We start from the raw sequence: 14,681 nt of genomic DNA on the forward strand, positions 1-14,681 counted from the left end.
CCGTTACCGTAGCCCGCACAGGAAGAAGACCAGCATGAGTCAGGCCCTCAAGGACAAGGCCGTCGCCTACCTCCGCGCACTCGAGTCGCGCGACTGGAAGGCCGCCCGTGCGCTCTGCGCCGAAACCGCCACCGTGTGGCACAACGATGGCAAGGGCGAGCAGTCCATCGAGGAGAACGTCGCGGGAATGGAGGGCCAGATCGAGTCCATCGAGTCGATGCGCTATGAGATCCTCCGCCAGCTCTCTCAGCACGGCGAAGTTCTTCAGCAGCACTTGGTGCACGTCGCCACAAAAAACGGGATGCGCGGCGAGGTGCACGCCGCCGTCTTCTTCGGCTTCAACGACGCCGGAGCGATCACCCGCATCGAGGAGTACGCCAACTTCATCCCCGTCGGCCAGGACAGCTGAGAGCCGAGGGCGGGCCCTGCTCACCGCTGGCAGACCCGTGGACGGGCCGCGCTGACGGAGAGGGGCCCGCCGCCCGGTGAGGGAAGTAGCTGGCGAGAGGCACACCTTTCGTTTCTCAGCCGCGGCCAGCACTGCTGCGAGTTCGGGCGAGGAGCTGCAACTCGATACGTCGATGATCCAACGACGTCACCGCGCGCAGTTCGCAGCGTCACACGCATCGCTTAGCGCGTATACATTCAGCCAAAGTAGGGACCTTGCGTGGCGTGGCGCTCTGCGACCCTAAATGATGCCGCGTCACCTCCGTGCCCAGGCATACGCGATGCAGTGAGTTCGGCCGAGGCCGCCACCCCGGCCGCCCGCCCAGCGTTAAGCGCGCACTCGGCGGATCGGAATTGTGAAATCTCCATCGCCACCGACTACTGTGCGAGAAAGGAAAATTCGAGTGTCCACAAAAGCTTCTGCCTCCCAGTCCCTGCGTGCCGGGCTCTCAGCTTTGATGTTGACCGGGCTGTTGTCCGTCGGCGCGATGCCAGCAACAGCAGCCCCTACACGCGTAATACCGAGGGGTGGGCTTACCTCATTGGTCGGTCTCGCTGCCGAGCGGATCCTGCTCGCTGACAAGGTTGCCGCCGCCAAGTTCGGGACGGCCGCGCCAATTGAAGATCCAGTACGGGAACAGCAGGTACTAGACCAGGCCGCAGCACTCGCCGCCGATGCCGGTATCGACCCCGAAAAAACTGTGGACTTCTTTCGAGCGCAGATAGAAATGAGCAAGGTAGTACAGCAGAGACTCCACAACCTTTGGACTGAACACCCGGAACTGGCACCAACTCAGCGGCCCGATCTGGCCACTGAGGTGCGTCCCGCGCTAGACCGGATCACCGTCGAGTTCATCGATCAACTGGCCGGCACGGAGGATCTGCGCAACTCCACTCTGCGCTGCAAGGCCTCGCTGATCCTTGCCAAGGAGAAAGCCAACCGCCAATACGGGCTCGACCGGTTGCATGACCGTGCCTTGTGGGGAGCAATCAAGCCGGTATGCGCGTGATCCCCTTGTGATCGCCTCGCTAAACTTCAAGTGCCTCGCGCCCCCTTAAGACGCCCTCTGGCTGAAGTCCTGGCGGTCTTCCGCAAAGCCCCGGTGCAGGCCGAATCGAATGGCGTCCATCGCTGCTGCGGTCCTCACCCTGGAGCGGCACTCCTCAAAGGGCTCAACGCTTGTTGTCACCGGGCCGAATCGGGGTGAACACCTGATTTCCCGCGGTTGAACCTTCGTGCGTGAGGCGAAGTCGGGGCGCAACAGCGGATCCCCGTATGGGGGCCGGACAAGTCTTCTTGGCTACAGCATGTCAGTCGCCCCGAGAGGAGTCACCCCCCTGATGCCCAGCATCACGTCGGCCGAGATACATACCGTCCCGACGAGCGGCAGATCCGCACCGCCCCAAGGCCACGCCCTGCGGCTCGACATCCAAGGGCTGCGCGCGGTGGCTGTCGGGCTGGTGGTGCTGTCCCACGCCGGCGTGTCCCAGGTCAGCGGCGGTTACATCGGTGTCGACGTCTTCTTCGTGATCTCCGGCTTCCTCATCACGTCGCTGCTGCTGCGCGAACTCACCACCACCGGCCGGGTATCGGTCCGTTCCTTCTACGCCCGCCGGGCACTGCGGCTGCTTCCCGCGTCGTCCCTCGTCATCGCCGTCACGCTGGGCGCTGCCTGGCTGTTCCTGTCGAAAGCGCGGCTCGCCGAGTACGCGGGCGACGCCCTCGCCAGCGCGCTCTACGCGGTCAACTTCCGGCTGGCTGCGGCCGGTACGGACTATCTCGACCAGAACAGCCCGCCGTCGCCGTTCCAGCACTTTTGGTCGCTTGCCGTGGAGGAGCAGTTCTACCTGGTGTGGCCTCTGCTCCTGTTGCTCACCTGGCGGATCGCCCGCGGTCGTCGCCGACTGGTCGCGGTGCCGCTCGGAATGCTGTGCCTCGGGTCGTTCGCGGCGGGCGTTCTCGTGACGAACTCCTCGGCGCCCTGGGCGTACTTCGGCTCCCTCACCCGGGCATGGGAACTGGGCGCTGGTACGCTCCTGGCGCTGGCCACCGGCTGGCTGGAACGTTTACCCGCCGCCCTCGCGGCCCCGCTGACCTGGCTCGGCTTGGCCTGCGTCACGCTGGCAGCGCTCTGGTACGACGACGAGACGCCCTTTCCCGGCTACCACGCCCTCCTGCCGGTCGCCGGCACCGCGCTCGTTCTGGCCGGCGGCTGCGCTCCCACCCTGCACGGCGCGGGATGGCTGCTGCGGCGGCGACCGCTGGTGTGGCTCGGCGGACTCTCGTACGGCTGGTACCTGTGGCACTGGCCGCTGCTGGTCATAGCCCCGGCGGCGCTGGGCCGCGCCGCCGGCACGGCCGACGTGCCGCTGGCGCTCGGGCTGTCCGCGGCGGCGCTGGGCCTGGCGTGGCTGACCCTGCGCCTCGTGGAGAACCCGGTCCGCTTCCACCGGGTCTTCCGCAGGCGTCCCCGCCGAGCCCTGGCGCTCGGGGCCGCGCTGTCCGCGGGCGCCTCGGCGCTGTCCCTGACGGCGACGGCGGTCCCGCCGACGATCGAGGTGGGCGATCCCGCGCCCGCGCTGGCGCGGGCTCTCTCCGAAGCACCGGCCCCGCAGGCCCGTCTCACCGAACTCCTGACGGCGTCCCCCACCGCCCTGCCGAGCAACCTCGCCCCGCCCCTGCCGAAGGTGAAGTCCTCCCGCTCCGCGGTCTACCGGGACGGCTGCCATGTCGACTACGCCACCACCCGTACCCGGTCCTGCTTCTACGGCGACCGGTCAGCCTCCCGCACGATCGTCCTCTTCGGCGACTCCCACGCGGCCCAGTGGTTCCCGGCCCTGCAACGGCTCGCGACCGCAGGCGGCTGGAAGCTGGTCTCTTTGACGAAGGCCTCCTGCAAGGTCGCCGACGTGACCATCGTCAGCGGCCACAAGCCGTACACCGCATGCGACACCTGGCGCTCCAACGCCATTGCAAGGATCAAGACCCTTCGCCCCGCCCTGGTCGTCGTCTCCTCCTCGGACGCCGGCGACCCGGCCCGCCCCACCGCCAACCCTCTTCACCAGTGGACCACCGGCTTCGAGAACACCTTCCGCGACCTTGGCAGCTCCGGCGCCCGGGTCGCCGCCCTACTCGACACGCCATGGCCCAAGGGCGACCCGATCGACTGCGCCGCCAGGAACTCCCTGCAACTGCGCGCCTGCGCACACCACTTGCCGGACGCGATCCGCGACGCGACCCGCGGTGCAGCCATACGCACCGCCGCATCGGCAACCGCCACCACAGTCATCGACCCCACCCCCTGGCTCTGCGCCCCCCGCACCGGCATCTGCCCCGTGGTCGTCGCCAACACCGCCGTCTACCGCGACGACAGCCACATCTCGGAGGCGTACGCCGAGGCGCTCACCCCGGTTCTGGCGCCGTCGCTGGATCGCCTCGTGAGCGCGCGCTGAACACACCGCCGTGCCAGTGGACGTGATGTCGCCCATGTACTTCCGCTCCGGCTCGGTGGCGGTGAAGTCCCGCTGGAACAGGTCTGGAACCGGTGAGGCTGCCGGGTCCGGAACGGTGGTGCGCACGCGTCTGCGCAGGCGGATTCCGGTGATGGAGAACGTCCGCATGATCCGGGCGATCCGCTTTTCGTTGACCCGCCGCTCTTTCTCGCGGAGCTCGGCGGTCACTCGCGGGGAGCCGTAGGCGCCGCCGGACTCACCGTAGACCTCGCGGATCTCCTCGGCCAGGACCCGGTCCTTGTGCTGCCGGGCCGCCCGGGCCCGGCATCGGCGAGCCACTTGTAGTAGCTGGACCGGTTCACGTCCAGGACTTGGCAGAGCCGCTTCACCTCGTAGGTGTCCCGGTGGTCGTCAACGAACCGAAACCGGCTCATCACCAGTTTGTCTCCCCGGCGAAATACTTGGCCGCCTTGCGCAGGATGTCCCGCTCGGTGGCGAGCTTGCGCTCACTCGCCTCGAGTTCGGCCACCCGAGCCGCCAGCTGCCGGACCCGCTCGTCCGGATCAGCGGACGGTACCGCCTCCCGACGTTGGGCGGCCGGCTTTGCAGCCGCGGCGCTGACACCACGGCGTTCGTGGTCCCGCAGCCCCCACTCGCGCAGGCTCGCCCGATTGACGCCCAGGTCAGCGGCGTTCTTGTAGGTCGCCCCGGCTGTGGACTAGTTACAGGGCCAGGGCATCGGCCTTGAACTCGTCCGAGTAGTCCTTCATTGTCATCGGCGGTCTTCTCGCTTCCTCCTGATCAAGCAGGTCCAGTACCAGCGTGTCCACCACTCAGGGGGAGGCCTGCCCGGATCAGGCTGCCGCCAGCCTCACCAGGCCGCTGCGACGGCCCGGCGGAGAAGGCCTTCACCACCACTCGATTGCATGGCGCCTCGTGGCGCACTCGGGTGACAGCGAACCTGGACCGTTTGCCAACCAAGTCGGACCGCGAATCCGCCCGGCGGTGCGGCTTCGACGGCACCGAACAGTCCACGTCTCAAGTCCGAGGGGTTCAGGGCTGACCGGTTCGGACGGCTGACCGACCCGTCATTCGTGAGGTGGGCTTCGCCGTGCAGAGTTCGTGAGCCGTTCGGCGAGAGACTCGACGAGGCCGCGGAGCTCTTCTGGGCGTTCGATGATGAAGGGCCGATCCAGCGAGGCGAGTACAGCAGGCAGCCAGTCGAGCCGGTCCACACGCAGTTCGACGCGGGACCAGCGCTCGGTCTCCGGATCTGCGCTGCTCGGGGCAGGGAGTTCCTCCACGATCGCGACGCCGGCGGGGAGTCGGGTGTGAATCTGCTCGGCTGTCCCCTGGACCCGCAGGGTTACCTCGTGCTGGTACGGAGCTGTGGCGAGCCCCGTTAGAACGCGGTTCGCCGGGTCGAGTCCGGCGGGGAGTTCGAACGAGCCGGGCAGGGTCTTCACGCCCTTGATGCGATCCAGTCGGAACGTCCGGTCCTCGCCGGTCGTGAGATCCGCAGCCGTTACATACCACCTGCCCGAGTGGGCGACGACCCCGTACGGGTGCAGAGTGCGTTCACTGCTCCGGCCGTCTGCCGCGGTGTAGCGGATCGAGATCGGCCGGTGGTGGCTCACCGCGTCGGTGATCGAGAGCAGGACCGTGGACTCCGGAGCGACCGCTTCGCCGGGCGGAGCCGTGATGGCAGCTGTGAACGCAAGGGAGCCGAGCACGGCGTCGAGCCTGCGGCCCAGCCGCTCGGGTAGCACCCGCCGGATCTTGGCCGCCGCTGTCTCACTCGCCGTGCCCGTTGCCGTGGTCAAGCCGGTTCGCCGCCCCGCGACCAGGCCGAGTAGCACAGCGAGCGCTTCGTCGTCGCTCAGCATGAGCGGAGGCATGCGGTAACCGGGGGCGAGCCGATAGCCGCCGTAGCGGCCGCGCACCGACTCGACTGGCACGTCGAGGTCGTAGAGGTGGCCGACGTAGCGCCGGACGGTGCGCTCGTCGACGTCGAGCCGACCGGCGAGTTCGGCCACGGTGCGGATGCCGCCCGACTGCAAGAGTTCCAGCAGAGTGAGCACGCGGGCGATGGGGCGAGGCATGTACAGAAGTCTCCCGCATATACCGGGCAGGTTCCGCCCGGTATTCGTCGTAGCGTGCGATCAGTAGCTCAGAGCACCGAACGACCTGGAGAAAACCCATGGACTTTGTCTCAGTCCGTATCATCACCGGCGACGTGGGTCGCCTCGTCGACTTCTACGAGCGCGCCACCGGAGTCCCTGCCACCTGGTTCAACCAGGACTTCGCTGAGCTCAGGACCACCTCGGCCATCCTCGCGCTCGGCAGCACCCGCACGGTCCCTCTGTTCGCGCCCGGCTCCGCCCGGCCTGCCGACAATCACAGCGTCATCCTCGAATTCCTCGTCGACGACGTGGACAGCGTGCACAAGAACCTGACCGGCTTCGTAGAGGACTTCGTCAACGAACCCACCACGATGCCCTGGGGCAACCGCGCGCTCCTGTTCCGCGACCCCGACGGCAACCTCGTCAACTTTTTCACCCCCGTCACGCCGGCCGCCATCGATAAGTTCGCTCGCTAGGTGTATTGACCCGCAGGGTTGTTGACGCGGCTGATCGGGGGGTGGTCTCCGAGTGTGGTGTGGCAGCGATGGTAGTTGTAGGTGTGCAGGGAGGTGTCGAGGGCTGCGGTCCGCTCGTCGTTGCTGGTGTAGGGCTGTAGGTAGGCCCACTCGTCGAACAGGGTGCGGTTGAAGCGTTCGACCTTGCCATTCGTCTGGGGTCGGTAGGCGCGGGTCAGCTTTCCTGTGGCGCCGTTCTCGGCGAGGGCCTGTTTCCAGGCCAGGCCTTTGCGGTAGGCCCAGGCGTTGTCGGTGAGGACCCGCTCGATGCCGGGGATGCCGATCTGAGGATCCCCCGCTGTGCGGGAGGGGCAGACAACTTCGCTACTTGGCCGCATGCGCCACCGCAGCGGTGGGGCTCACAGTGACGACGGCCACCTCCGCCTCGGCGGAGGAACTCAACATCCTGGTCAGGAACGACTCAGGACTCCTACTGGGGCGAGGCTGCTTCGACCCGGAGCACGAGGCTACCTCGGCTCTGGGAGCATCACGGTCTACGACACCTACTGCGACGGCGACAACGGCATCATTGCCGGCCTCTACGTCGTCCGGAACGGTGAGTGGGCGCGCAGCGGGCTGGTGAGCGTACGGGGATGCGGTTCGAGCAAGTCCAACGGGCTTATCGACAACAGCCCACGCCCCGCATACGGCGAGTACGTGCGGTTCCGGGTGTGCAAGCTGACGCCCGGCGGCCCCTGGAAAGACTGCAAGGACACGTTCACCTTCAACGACGACATACCCAGAGCGCGCCCGTGAAAGCACCCGACGCCGCGGCTCGCACGTCTTCGCGAAGACCCTGGCACATGAACAGGGCTTCTTGGCGTGCGTTGGGAACCCTTCAGGAGAACCGCAAGGGCAAGCCGTTTCAGCGGAGGGGGCGTCCGTGTGACCTCGGTCAGGCGGGCGCCGCCGTGCCATCGTCCGCCGACCCACGCCCGATCACCTGCGTGGCAGTCTCCCGCACAACTCGCCGCAGCCACTGGTGAGCGGGGTCGCCGTCGACACGGGGATGCCAGGCGATGCCGTAGGGGAAGGGCGGGAGTTCTTCTGGGGGAGCGGCGACGCGGTAGGCCGAGTTGTCGGCGTATGCGAGAACTGCGCGGCGCGGGAGGGTGGCGATGAGTTCAGTGCCCGGCACTGCGGTCGCCGCCGCGGAGAAGTAGGGCACGCGCAGGCCCACGGGACGGCGCAGTCCGTATTCGTCGAGTCGGCGCTCGACCATGGCCTGGCCCTCGGTCAAGAACTTGACGACGACGTGCGGGTACGTGATGAAGTCGTCCATGGTCAACCGGTCCCCGGCCACAGGATGGTCGCAGGACATCAGGCACGCGAACTCCTCCTCGAACAACGTCTCCCAGCGCAGCGCAGGCGGTGCCACGACTCCGGAGAAGACCAGGTCCGCGCGGCCCTGCTCGACGTCGGCGAAGGAGTGGTCACTCACGGGTACGACGGTCAGTGAGATACCCGGAGCCTCGCGGTAGAAGCGCGGGAAGAGGACCGGACCGAACAGCGAGGTGGCGAAGTCGGTGCAGTGAACGCGGAAGTGGCTGTTCGCCGTCGAGGGGTCGAAGGCATCCCCGCGCAGCAGCGCTTCCAGGCGAGGAAGGAGTTCTGCAAGCTCCGACTGAATCTGCAGTCCCCGGGGGGTCGGTTCGTACCCGCCCCGCGTGCGCACCATGAGTTCGTCGCCGAACGTCTCCCTGAGCCGGAGCAGGACGCGACTCATCGCCGACTGGCTCAGGTGGAAACGATCGGCGGCCCGCGTGACGTGCCTCTCCTCGAGTAGCACCGCGAGCGCTTGGAGAAGATTCAAGTCCGCGTTCCGCAGGTGCGACATGGCACAGAGCGTATGCCACATCCATGCAGGCTGCGCATAAAGAGCCCTGTTTCCGGACCTCGTCATGCACCCAACGCATCGCGAGCATGCACTCTTTGCGTTGGACGACTGGCTTCCCACCGCGTCAGGCTCGCTTCTGTCTCGCCCACTCCGGGTACACGAGGAGTAACTCATCCATGTCCCAACACAGCAGGCGCAGCGTACTGAAATCCGGGGGCGTCGCGGCGGCCGCGGTCATGGGTCCCCTCCCGGGGGCCGACCCGGCCACAGCGCAGCCCGCGGTCGCACCAGCGGAACAGCCCCGAACGGTCGGCAACCTCACGCTGGACATCAACGGCGCCCAGCACCGGCTCCCGGCAGTCGAGGCCCGCGTCACCCTGCTCGACGCGCTGCGTGAGCACGCCGGCCTGACCGGGACCAAGAAGGGCTGCGACCGAGGGGAGTGCGGGGCCTGCACGGTGCTCGTCGACGGTCGGCGCGTCAAGTCGTGCCTGACTCTGGCCATGATGGAGGAAGGCCGCTCCATCACCACCATCGAGGGACTTGCCCAGGGGGAGCAACTGCACCCGGTGCAGGAAGCGTTCGTCCGCCGGGACGCCTTCCAGTGCGGCATCTGCACACCCGGACAGATCATGTCCGCGGTGGCGTGCATCGAGGAAGGTCACGCCGACTCCGAGGACGAGATCCGGGAGTGGATGAGCGGCAACCTGTGCCGATGCAGCTGCTACCCGAACATCGTCGACGCTGTGGCCGACGCGGCGAAGGCGGTGCGCCGATGAGGGACTTCGCCTATGCGCGAGCGGACCGGGCGGCTGAGGCCGTACAGCTCGTCGCTCGCAGCGCCGATGCCACGTTCGTCGCCGGCGGCACGGACCTGCTGAACCTGATGAAGGACGGCGCCGAGGATCACGACCTGGTGGTCGACATCAACCGCCTGCCGCTCCACGGCATCGAGGAGTCAGGGGGCAGGTTGCGCATCGGCGCACTGGCCAGAATGGCGGACGTGGCCCTGCACCCGGTGGTCCGCAAGCGACTGCCCGTGCTCTCCCAGGCGCTGCTCGCCGGAGCCTCCCCGCAGGTCCGCAACCGGGCCTCGATCGGCGGCAACCTGCTCCAGCGCACCCGCTGCTGGTACTTCCGCGGAGAGGACTTCGCCTGCAACAAGCGCGAGCCGGGATCCGGCTGCGCCGCGCTGGAGGGCCGCAACCGCTGGCACGCGATCCTCGGCGGCAGCGACCACTGCATCGCCGTTCACCCTTCCGATCTCGCGGTCGCCTTGCGTGTCCTGGACGCCACGATTCACACGCTCGGCCCGGACGGCGCGCGGACCGTCGCCCTGGCCGACTTCTACCGGGCGCCCGAGGACACTCCGCACATCGAGAACACCCTGCGGCACGGTGAGCTGATCACCGCGGTCGAGGTGCCGTTGCCGGCCCCGGGAAGCCGCCAGCGCTACGTGAAGGTGCGCGACCGCGCCAGCTTCGAGTTCGCGGTCGTGTCCGTCGCCGCCGTGCTGCGGATGAACGGCCTCGTCGTCGACGAGGCCCGCCTCGCGTTCGGCGGTGTCGCTAGCCGCCCCTGGCGCTCCGCCGAGGCTGAAGCCGCCCTGCGGGGCCGGGCGCTGACCGAGCAGAGCATCGCGGCGGCCGGACGCGTTCTGGTCCGGGGCGCCCAGCCGCGACAGGACAACGCGTTCAAGGTCGAGCTGGTGCAGCGCGCGCTCCAGGACGTGCTCGGCCGTTTCACCGGAGGTTCCCGATGAGCACCGACGTCGTCGGCCGCCCGCTGTCCCGTGTCGAGTCCCGGCTCAAAGTGACAGGCGGAGCCGAGTACACCGCCGATGTGAAGCTACCCCGTCTGGCCCACGCGTTCATGGCGATGAGCACCATCGCCCGCGGCCGGATCACCCGGATCGACACCCGGGCCGCCGAAGCGGTGCGCGGCGTGATCGCCGTCTACACCCACGAGACCATGCCGCGTCTGACGCAGCCCACTTACCGTACGTTCTTCAAGTCGTTCATCCCCATCCAGACTCCGGAGATCCACCACGCGGGCCAGCCCGTCGCCTTCGTGGTCGCGCAGACCCTGGAACAGGCACAGCGGGCGGCGGAACTGATCGAGGTCGACTACGAGGAATCGGGCGCACCCGAGGGCGAGTTGGCCAAGGGCGAGGTGTTCCTGCCGCCCACCGGGCCGGACGGTCTCAACACCTTCCAGCGCGGCGACGCGGCGGCCGGCATGGCCCAGGCGGACGTCCGGGTCAAGGCCGAGTACACGATCCCCATGCACCACCACAACCCGATCGAGCCCCATGCCACCACGGCCGCATGGGAAGGCCCGAAGGTGACGGTGTACGAGACCACACAGGGATTGGACGGCACCCGGCAGACCGTCAGCCAGGCCCTGGAGGTCCCGCTCGCCGACGTCCGGATCATCTCCCGTTACCTCGGAGGCGGCTTCGGTACCAAGGGTCCCGTCTGGCCGCACACCGTACTGACCTGCGCCGCCGCCCGTGCGCTCGGCCGCCCGGTCAAGCTCGTCCTGTCCCGCGCGCACATGTTCACCTCCAACGGCCACCGCGCCCAGACACACCAGACGATCGAGCTCGGTGCCCGTGACGACGGTCGTGTCACCGCGCTGAACCACGTCATCACCCAGCAGATCACGCGCAACGACGTCGCACTGTTCAACAGCAGCGAACCGATCCGCATGCTGTACGACATCCCCAACCTGTCCAACGAGCAGCGCGCCGTACGCCTGGATCTGCCCACCCAGAGCTTCATGCGCTCTCCGGAAACGTGCACCAGCCACGCCCAGGAGGCGGCCCTCGACGAACTCGCCTACGCCCTGGGCATGGACCCGGTCGAACTGCGCAAGCGCAACTGGAGCGCGCGGAACATGGAGAACGGCGAGGAGTGGGGCAGCAATCACCTCCGTGAGTGCTACGACCGCGCGGCGACGATGTTCGGCTGGTCCCGGCGCGACCCGCGCCCCCGCTCGATGCGCGACGGCGCCGAACTCGTCGGCTGGGGCATGGCCACCTCCGCGCACACCGCGGGCGGCAGGCCCGGCGCGGGTGCCCATATGACTCTCGGCACCGACGGCAAGGTACTCATCCAGGTCGGCACCCAGGACAACGGCACAGGTACGTACACGATCATGACGCAGATCGCCGGCGAAGTGCTCGGCGTGCCGGTCTCCGACGTGACCTTCGAACTCGGCGACAGCGCCTTCCCCTTCAGCTTCGCCTCCGGCGCCTCCACCACCGCACCCGGCGTCGGCAGCGCGGTCAACCGGGTGTGCACCGCCGCCCGCAAGGCCGTCATCGACATGGCCGTGGCCCAGCCCGGCTCCCCGCTGCGCGGCGTCCCCGCCGAGCGCGTGGACACCGCCGACGGCAATCTCTTCGACACCGCCAACCCCCGCCGCCGGGTGAGCTATCGCTCGGTGGTCGGGCACGGCGGCAAGCCCTTGACCTTCCAGGTCGCACCCGTCAACACCCCACTCGGCTACTCGACCGGCGCCGTCTTCGTCGAAGTCCGCGTCGACCCGCTGCTCGGCCGGGTCCGGGTGACCCGCGTGGCCGGCTGCTACGACCCGGGCACCGTCCTCAACCGCAAGACCGCTCGCAGCCAGGTCCTCGGCGGTGTGATCTGGGGCATCGGTTTCACGCTCTTCGAGCACACCCTCGTCGACCCCGCGACGGCGAGGATCGTCAACCCGAACCTCTCCGGCTACCTGATGCCGGTCAACGCCGACGTCCCCGACATCCAGGTGCAGTTCATCGACGAACCCGACCCGGCCAGCGACGCCCTGGGCGCCCGCGGCTTCGGCGAGACCCCCATGACCGGGGTCACCGCCGCCATCGCCAACGCCGTCTTCCACGCCACCGGCAAGCGCGTGCGCGACCTGCCCCTCACCCAGGACAAGCTGCTGTGACCGGCCACGACGGCGTCTGGGACGCACTGTACGAGGCGTGGTCGTCCGGCGAGCGCTCCGGTCTGGCGACGGTGGTGCGCACCTTCGGCTCCGCTCCGCGCCCGGCAGGCTCGGCCATGGCCCTCACCCCCCAGAGGCGCGTCGTGGGCTCCGTGTCCGGCGGCTGCGTCGAGAGCGACGTCCTCGAACGGGCCCGTGAGGCCATCGAGAACGGAACCCCCCAGCAGGTGTCCTACGGAATCAGTGATGACGACGCTTTCGCCGTCGGCCTCACCTGTGGCGGCACTCTGGAGATCTTCGTCGAGCCCGTCGACATCCGCACCTTCCCCGAACTGGCCAAGGTGATGGTATCCGTGCGGGCCGGCACCCCCATAGCCGTCGCCACCGTGCTCGACCATCCGCGTCCGGAGGCCGTCGGCACACATGTGGCCCTGCGCGCCTACGACCACTACGGCAGCCTGCGCCCGCCGCACACCCCACCGGACCTGATGGACGACGCACGGGCACTGCTGCGCAACGGTGACAGCGCGCTGCTGAGCTACGACACGGAGGGCATCCGCATCTTCGTACGCTCGCTGACGCCGCCACCGCGGATGCTGCTGTTCGGCGCCGGAGACTTCGCCACAGCCCTCACCTCGATCGGACGGACGCTGGGCTACCAGGTCACCGTGTGCGATGCCCGCCAGGTGTTCACCACAGCCGATCGCTTCCCGGACGCCGACGAAGTCGTCGTGGCCCGCCCCGACGCGTACCTGGCCAAAGAGGCGGCGGCCGGGAGGGTGGACGCGCGGTCAGTGATCGTGTCCTTCAGCCATGACCCGAAGTTCGACATCCCCCTGCTGGAGACCGCACTGGGACTGGATGTCGAGTATGTGGGCGCGCTGGGTTCGCGCCGCACTCATCAACGCCGCACCGCGGCCCTGCGCGAGGCCGGCGTCACCGCGCCCGCTCTGGCGCGGCTGTCCTCCCCGGTAGGGCTCGACCTCGGCGGGCGCTCCGCCGCGGAGACCGCCGTATCCATCGCTGCCGAGATCATCGCCACCCGGCACGGTGGCCGCGGAGTGCGCCTGTCCGACCGCGACGGACCGGTCCACACCATGCGGGCAGCCGGGTGATCGGCGGTCCAGCGGGTCTTTGCCAAGTCTCAGCCGTGGGCTGTGCCGGTGCGGGTGGCCTTTCGGCGTGATGGCGTGCGGCGGAAGAACAGGGACACCGTTGCGAGACCGGCTGCCGGATTCGCCCAGTGGCGAGAAGGCGGTTGTGGGTTGCGGTCCGGCGGTGAGCGAAGCTACGCCTGCATGGCGCGTCGTGCCATGCAGCCCATCGTGCGGACGACCAGGCGCCGTGGCAGGAACTTGCTGGCGAGGGCGAGGGCGAGGGCGAGGGCGAGGGCGAGGGCGAGGGGGCGGGCGTTGGTGATGACTGATGGCGGTGCGGAGCGGCGGTCGAGGGTGTCGAGGGCTGTCCTCACGACGTGGTCGACGGTGGCCCGTTTCGACCCGTAGTCGGCCGACTGGCTGCCGGCGACGTCGTAGAACTCGGTCTGCACCGCGCCGGGGCACGCGGCTAGGGACTGTCTGCGGTTGTGATCAATGGGGTTTCAGGAGGCTGCGGATCCAAATGGTCGCTGCGCGGAGATGGAGTCCGGCGAGGTAGCTCTCAGGCGACCAGACCGCAGCGCACATTCTCGCGGTGGCCGGGTGCGCTGGCGTGAGCGCTCCTCGGCTCGTCGAACGCTTCGCGCATTGCCTTCGGAAGCCGACACCGGCTGAGATCCCTTGGGGTCGTCTCGCAGCCGCCCTCCGCCTTCCTGACGTGCCGAGCGAGCCGATGGCGGCTGCGCGCTGCCCATAGCGCGGCTCCGAACTGCGGCCTGTCCGCGAAACACCCTGCTTCACCACAGCCGATGGGTGGGCGGAGAACCGGTTCTCCGCCCACCCGCTCCCGATCACCTTCCTCACCTCGCAGAAAACCCTCCATGCCTGCACGACCGCTTCTTGCCTCTCCGGCTGCATCCGCTCCTGCGAGCGCCACCCGGGCCGCATTCCTCAACGTCAAGGGCGCCGCCGCGTACCTCGGCCTCTCACCGCACACCCTCTACGTCTGGCGACACCGACGGCAGGGGCCGCCGAGCTTCCGCATGGGCCCCCGCGGCCGCGTCATGTACCGGCGCGGAGCCCTCGATGCCTGGATCCGTGAACAGGAGCAGGCCGACTCCCGCTCCAACCCGGACCTGAACCCGCTGAGTACCGCTCCGCAGCATCGGCTGAGCCACCTCAGCCCCTGACGTGCGACGTCCTTGAGCGCCGTCTTCATCCATCGAAAAGGAGACTCACCTGGCCGGCTACATAGAAGACCGCTGGATCA

13 protein-coding genes and 2 pseudogenes are annotated in these 14,681 nt (G+C 68.4%); 10 read left to right on the plus strand and 5 right to left on the minus strand.

The window, feature by feature from the left end; all coding sequences use genetic code 11:
• The first annotated feature begins 34 nt into the window (after positions 1 to 34).
• From KWI83_RS28180 to KWI83_RS28190, 3 genes are all read left to right on the plus strand, one after another.
• On the plus strand, positions 35 to 409 hold the full coding sequence (locus KWI83_RS28180) for a nuclear transport factor 2 family protein (protein WP_218517209.1): 375 nt from the start codon (positions 35 to 37) through the stop codon (positions 407 to 409).
• Between the two features lie 580 nt (positions 410 to 989).
• The gene (gene aroQ / locus KWI83_RS28185; RefSeq protein WP_218517210.1) at positions 990 to 1,457 is read left to right on the plus strand and encodes a gamma subclass chorismate mutase AroQ; all 468 of its coding nucleotides are present in this window, start codon (positions 990 to 992) and stop codon (positions 1,455 to 1,457) included.
• 331 nt (positions 1,458 to 1,788) lie between these two features.
• Entirely contained in the window at positions 1,789 to 3,900 is a 2,112-nt protein-coding gene (locus tag KWI83_RS28190; RefSeq protein ID WP_218517211.1) for an acyltransferase family protein, read from the plus strand.
• A gap of 138 nt (positions 3,901 to 4,038) precedes the next feature.
• Here the strand turns inward: KWI83_RS28190 and KWI83_RS40435 are convergent.
• Both KWI83_RS40435 and KWI83_RS28195 read right to left on the minus strand, forming a co-directional pair.
• Positions 4,039 to 4,239: pseudogene (locus KWI83_RS40435) on the minus strand (IS3 family transposase); the annotation flags it as partial.
• A gap of 749 nt (positions 4,240 to 4,988) precedes the next feature.
• Entirely contained in the window at positions 4,989 to 6,002 is a 1,014-nt protein-coding gene (locus tag KWI83_RS28195) for a YafY family protein (RefSeq protein WP_218517212.1), read from the minus strand.
• Positions 6,003 to 6,100: 98 nt separating this feature from the next.
• Between KWI83_RS28195 and KWI83_RS28200 the strand changes: the two genes are divergently transcribed.
• On the plus strand, positions 6,101 to 6,499 hold the full coding sequence (locus tag KWI83_RS28200; protein WP_218517213.1) for a VOC family protein: 399 nt from the start codon (positions 6,101 to 6,103) through the stop codon (positions 6,497 to 6,499).
• Here KWI83_RS28200 and KWI83_RS28205 read toward each other — a convergent pair.
• Positions 6,496 to 6,807, minus strand: a pseudogene (locus KWI83_RS28205) (integrase core domain-containing protein); the annotation flags it as partial. The gene KWI83_RS28200 and the pseudogene KWI83_RS28205 sit on opposite strands and share 4 nt — an antisense overlap.
• A gap of 67 nt (positions 6,808 to 6,874) precedes the next feature.
• On the opposite strand from KWI83_RS28205, the gene KWI83_RS28210 reads away from it, so the two are divergent.
• Positions 6,875 to 7,294, plus strand: a complete 420-nt coding sequence (locus KWI83_RS28210; RefSeq protein ID WP_218517214.1) for a hypothetical protein — start codon at positions 6,875 to 6,877, stop codon at positions 7,292 to 7,294.
• A 139-nt stretch (positions 7,295 to 7,433) separates the two neighbouring features.
• Here the strand turns inward: KWI83_RS28210 and KWI83_RS28215 are convergent, their stop codons facing one another.
• Positions 7,434 to 8,549, minus strand: a complete 1,116-nt coding sequence (locus KWI83_RS28215; protein WP_308122222.1) for a LysR family transcriptional regulator — start codon at positions 8,547 to 8,549, stop codon at positions 7,434 to 7,436.
• Between the two features lie 2 nt (positions 8,550 to 8,551).
• Between KWI83_RS28215 and KWI83_RS28220 the strand changes: the two genes are divergently transcribed.
• The 4 genes from KWI83_RS28220 to KWI83_RS28235 are packed head-to-tail and all read left to right on the plus strand — an operon-like array spanning position 8,552 to position 13,429.
• Entirely contained in the window at positions 8,552 to 9,154 is a 603-nt protein-coding gene (locus tag KWI83_RS28220; RefSeq protein WP_218517216.1) for a (2Fe-2S)-binding protein, read from the plus strand.
• Positions 9,151 to 10,137, plus strand: coding sequence for a xanthine dehydrogenase family protein subunit M (locus KWI83_RS28225; protein WP_218517217.1), 987 nt, complete (start codon positions 9,151 to 9,153; stop codon positions 10,135 to 10,137). Before KWI83_RS28220 ends, KWI83_RS28225 begins: the two co-directional genes overlap by 4 nt.
• Positions 10,134 to 12,314 carry a xanthine dehydrogenase family protein molybdopterin-binding subunit gene (locus tag KWI83_RS28230; protein WP_218517218.1) on the plus strand — a complete coding sequence of 727 codons (2,181 nt, stop codon included), beginning with the start codon at positions 10,134 to 10,136 and terminating at the stop codon, positions 12,312 to 12,314. Before KWI83_RS28225 ends, KWI83_RS28230 begins: the two co-directional genes overlap by 4 nt.
• Positions 12,311 to 13,429, plus strand: a complete 1,119-nt coding sequence (locus KWI83_RS28235; RefSeq protein WP_218517219.1) for an XdhC family protein — start codon at positions 12,311 to 12,313, stop codon at positions 13,427 to 13,429. The genes KWI83_RS28230 and KWI83_RS28235 overlap by 4 nt, the downstream gene beginning before the upstream one ends.
• A 173-nt stretch (positions 13,430 to 13,602) precedes the next feature.
• Here KWI83_RS28235 and KWI83_RS28240 read toward each other — a convergent pair whose 3' ends face one another.
• Positions 13,603 to 13,863, minus strand: coding sequence for a hypothetical protein (locus tag KWI83_RS28240; RefSeq protein WP_218517220.1), 261 nt, complete (start codon positions 13,861 to 13,863; stop codon positions 13,603 to 13,605).
• 429 nt (positions 13,864 to 14,292) lie between these two features.
• Between KWI83_RS28240 and KWI83_RS28245 the strand changes: the two genes are divergently transcribed.
• Positions 14,293 to 14,601: an AlpA family transcriptional regulator gene (locus KWI83_RS28245; RefSeq protein ID WP_218517221.1), complete on the plus strand. Its 309-nt coding sequence runs from the start codon at positions 14,293 to 14,295 to the stop codon at positions 14,599 to 14,601.
• The last annotated feature ends 80 nt before the right edge of the window (positions 14,602 to 14,681 follow it).

Source organism: Streptomyces sp. TRM70350, from assembly GCF_019219825.1.
Classification (GTDB): Bacteria; Actinomycetota; Actinomycetes; order Streptomycetales; family Streptomycetaceae; genus Streptomyces.

Coding starts and splice junctions, on each gene's coding strand:
- KWI83_RS28180 (WP_218517209.1), top strand. CDS start 35: ATGAGTCAGGCCCTCAAGGACAAGGCCGTCGCCTACCTCCGCGCACTC.
- KWI83_RS28190 (WP_218517211.1), top strand. CDS start 1,789: ATGCCCAGCATCACGTCGGCCGAGATACATACCGTCCCGACGAGCGGC.
- KWI83_RS28195 (WP_218517212.1), bottom strand. CDS start 6,002: ATGCCTCGCCCCATCGCCCGCGTGCTCACTCTGCTGGAACTCTTGCAG.
- KWI83_RS28200 (WP_218517213.1), top strand. CDS start 6,101: ATGGACTTTGTCTCAGTCCGTATCATCACCGGCGACGTGGGTCGCCTC.
- KWI83_RS28210 (WP_218517214.1), top strand. CDS start 6,875: ATGCGCCACCGCAGCGGTGGGGCTCACAGTGACGACGGCCACCTCCGC.
- KWI83_RS28215 (WP_308122222.1), bottom strand. CDS start 8,549: ATGAGTTACTCCTCGTGTACCCGGAGTGGGCGAGACAGAAGCGAGCCT.
- KWI83_RS28220 (WP_218517216.1), top strand. CDS start 8,552: ATGTCCCAACACAGCAGGCGCAGCGTACTGAAATCCGGGGGCGTCGCG.
- KWI83_RS28225 (WP_218517217.1), top strand. CDS start 9,151: ATGAGGGACTTCGCCTATGCGCGAGCGGACCGGGCGGCTGAGGCCGTA.
- KWI83_RS28230 (WP_218517218.1), top strand. CDS start 10,134: ATGAGCACCGACGTCGTCGGCCGCCCGCTGTCCCGTGTCGAGTCCCGG.
- KWI83_RS28245 (WP_218517221.1), top strand. CDS start 14,293: ATGCCTGCACGACCGCTTCTTGCCTCTCCGGCTGCATCCGCTCCTGCG.